The following is a 3,727-nucleotide window of genomic DNA, read 5'->3' on the forward strand; positions in this document are numbered from 1 at the left end:
TGTCTGGGTTAACCAATTGTGAATCATCCCCTGAGTATTTCAGCGTGAATTCTTTTGGTTTACCGTCATTCCAAGTAATCGCAAGACCTGAAGGAGCTTGCACTTCTTGAATGGTATAAGTGTCATCAACTTCCATTTGGTTCAACAATTCAACATATTGACTTGAAGCCATATCCGCGAGACCATTTTTATCTGTTACTAAATTCCCAACAACAGTACCCTTAGTCTTATCTTTGATTTCGAATGTTGCACCAGCAAGAGAATAGTTATCTGTAATGTTTGTATTTCCAGATAAGCTATTTGTTTTCTCTACCTTAATAGCTTGAACTTGTTTTTTGTCTGAGAAAGTAACACCTGTTGGATTACTTGCGGTTGTTCCAGGGACAACCTTGATTGGCAAGTCCGTAGAAGGTTTTTTTGCTGTTCCATCTGGATTTACAACGACAACCAAGTTATTTGAAAGTGTGTAAGGCGCAGGAACATAGGTTTCACGAATTGTAGCAGGCGTTTGCGCTTCACCACCTGCAAGGTTTTCTGGGTCAGCCATTAAATTATTAATGGTTACTGTTCCGTCAGCCCCAGTGGTAAATTCACCACCATTTGGAAGTGCTTTGCCATCTGCATCTTTTGTGACCTGTTTGCCTTCTTTATTGAGAAGAATAAATTTAGTACCTGGAATGATTTTTCCAGAATCAGAATCCATCTTCGTGATTTTAATTGAAGCAGCTGGAATAACATTTACTTTAACTTTAACATTTGCCTGAGGATGGTTGGCTGAATATAAAACATTTTGTCCAGGCGTACCATCTGTATTATTAGTAAACCAGACCTGCACTCCACCCTTATTTGCATTAGGACCATCTTCAGATATGCCACCATTATCTAGCGTTATGGTTGAAACACCAGCCTTTGTAGGCTTCACACTTAACATATTGCCAGATACAGTTGCATTTGCTCTATTAGTAGCTGTAATTTTATTATAATTATGAAGCACCCCGTTTGAATCACTAAATTTAGCAGTCTGACCAAGGATGATCGTTTTTTCTGACTGTGCAAATTTAGGGAGTTTAATAGAACTATTATACTGATCAATCAAATAATCCATATCATCCATAATAGCTTGATAACTTTGGTGTCCACCATTCAAATTTTGTGTGTAGACATTTGCAGGGTGATTCTCAGAAGCTGCGGCAGATGATGGGAATCCGTCTCCATTTGCAATATCCCAGATAATCATTTGTGCTGCAAAATACATCGCATCATCTGTGGCAGCACTTGCCTTAGTATTATTAAATGATAGCCAGCCAATCCACTGTAACTGAGCCCGTTGCAGTGGTTTTAATGAAGCCCAGTCTGCGCCCACGGAACCTGAACCTGTATTAGATGTTGTTGCGGACGCACCTGGATTTAAGGGACTAGCTTCATCTAAGCAATAAACTCGACCGGGTGCATTTCCTTCAGTAACAGCACCAGTATTTGTAAGTGGGAAAGTTAACCAAGGGTTATTTGTACCAGGGTGCTCTTTTTGAAGGTATTCAAGAGATTTTCCAGCAGCATCAAAAGCATAAGGATTATCTGTATGTACTGAAATAGTACCGTTGGAGAGAGTTCTTGCGGAATTATTTAAACTTGGAAGTTCTAGCTTAGATATTTTCGAATTTTGTTGAATCATTTTAGTATTATCTAAATTTTTGTCTTCACCAACAATAGGCGTAGCTTCACTGTCTGAGGATTTTGCTTTTACATCTTGCATTATATTTGAATCAGGTGTGGCTTGTCCCATAGCTTGGACAAGAACACCACTACTTTGTAAGGCTGTACCTAATAAAGTGAACACAATCATTGAGCCGTAAACCCAAGTTTTACCACGTTTACGCTTTGAAAAATGCGTAACTTTTGATTCCATTAAATCTTTTTGTAATTTCTTTTTTTTCTTTAAATTCATTTGAATTTTTACTTCCTTTCCATTTTAAAAGAAAAAGTATGAATTTCTCATTCATACCTTTTAAATAATAACTTAATAACCCTTATCTTATGCTTATATTAGTCATCATCTTCTCTCTACAATCATTTTAACGTCTTGAATGAGGACGAGAAAAAGGCTATCAAAAATAGCCTTTTTAATCGAGTTGGTATACACCGTAGCTGGAGCATTTACCTGCTGCTAAAAGTGCTTCACCGGCAGCATTTGCTGCACTTTCTGATGTAAATATTCCACCATCCAAATATTCCCCATCTGATGTAAAGTAATTAAGTCCCCAATGATGAACTACTGGTGTTGGATTTTTCATAACTACTTTATTATAAAATCTCTTTAAAAATGTAGCCATCTCTCCACGAGTTACATTCCCATTAGGATTAAAAGTAGTAGGTGTGTAACCAGTTGTGATTCTCTCTGAATTTAACCATCCAATATCATTAGCAAAAATATTACCTGAAATATCTTTAAATGGTGAACCATAGTGGGCAGTTGAAGGAGCTTTTCCTGCAACTTTTGCCATTCTGTGTAAAATGCAGCCATCTGTCCACGTGTCACAGTTCCATTCGGATTATAATAGGGTGCTGTTCCGTTAGTGACTGTTGTTGCAGTTAACCAAAGAATATGAGTTTTGTATAGACTAATATCTTCATAAACGTTAAACGGAGGTGAATAACGGGGCGAACCTGCAAGTCTATTTAAAAAAACTGCCATTTCACCACGTGTTACAGAATAATTGGGTTGGTATGACGTTGGTGTATACCCAGTTGTTATACCTACATTGTATGCCCAGTTAATATAGTTTTTAAATTGTGAAACTTGAGCATCTTGATATGGCGCTTCTCCCGAATGTTTTATTGGTAATTCTTTTAAAGAAACAGGAATTCTTGGAAGATTTTCTTCTCGAATTGACTTAACGCCAATTATTTCTTGAGTTGTTAATTCTGCATTAGCTTTAGTGAGAAAACTTGTGAATAAAAATGTACTACAAAATAAAAGTACCATCAGTAAAAAACTTTTTCTTCTTTTCATCAAAGACTCCTTATAATTGGAATATTCTCTCCTTGTAAAAAGTAGTATAATATATATTCTTCTTACTAGGGATTTTATTACCCCACTATAATATCACACAGTATTTTATAGGGAACCAAAAAAAGAACCTTTTTTTACTCAGACAAAGTAAGTTGATAATGGAGATTCTACGCGTACTTATTCAGCACCCACTGCTCCGCTTTATTCAATTTTAAAAATAGATTTTTACTACATATTTGCACCTCCACTATTATCCTTTTTTACCAGTTTACAAAAATAAAAAAAATGACCATTTTACCTACGTAGGCAATTGACCATTTTGTAATATAAGGAAGTTTTAAAGGAAAAATACAAATTTCATTTATTTTTTTTAGTTGATATACAATATGGGATATAACTACTTCAATGTAATTATCAGCTACAAAATCAAAAAAGCTATCCAGGATAGCTTTTTTTCTTTAATCAAGTTGATATACACCGTAGCTTGAGCATTTTCCAGCCGCTTTAAGAGCTTCACCTGCAGCGTTTGCAGCACTTTCAGATGTAAATAATCCACCATCCATATATTCACCATCGGGCGTGAAATAATTAAGTCCCCAGTGATGAACCGTAGGTGTTGGGGTTGGGGCTGGAGTCGGGGTTGGATCTGGTGTTGGGGTAGGTGTTGGTGTTGGGGCTGGCGTTGGGGTAGGGGTAGGCTCTTATTCACATGTGAGG

3 protein-coding genes are annotated in these 3,727 nt (G+C 36.6%); all 3 read right to left on the reverse strand.

Annotated features, from left to right (window positions below; all coding sequences use genetic code 11):
• The coding region (locus tag BZZ03_RS11615) for a SpaA isopeptide-forming pilin-related protein (RefSeq protein ID WP_143466352.1) at positions 1-1,945 on the reverse strand (1,945 nt) is incomplete at its 3' end.
• Positions 1,946-2,120: 175 nt separating this feature from the next.
• Positions 2,121-2,501, reverse strand: a complete 381-nt coding sequence (locus BZZ03_RS12455; RefSeq protein WP_463605575.1) for an S-layer homology domain-containing protein — start codon at positions 2,499-2,501, stop codon at positions 2,121-2,123.
• Positions 2,402-3,010, reverse strand: a complete 609-nt coding sequence (locus tag BZZ03_RS12460) for an S-layer homology domain-containing protein (RefSeq protein WP_463605576.1) — start codon at positions 3,008-3,010, stop codon at positions 2,402-2,404. The genes BZZ03_RS12455 and BZZ03_RS12460 overlap by 100 nt, the downstream gene beginning before the upstream one ends.
• Positions 3,011-3,727 lie beyond the last annotated feature (717 nt).

This window comes from Lactococcus petauri (genome assembly GCF_002154895.1).
GTDB classification, from domain to species: domain Bacteria; phylum Bacillota; class Bacilli; order Lactobacillales; family Streptococcaceae; genus Lactococcus; species Lactococcus petauri.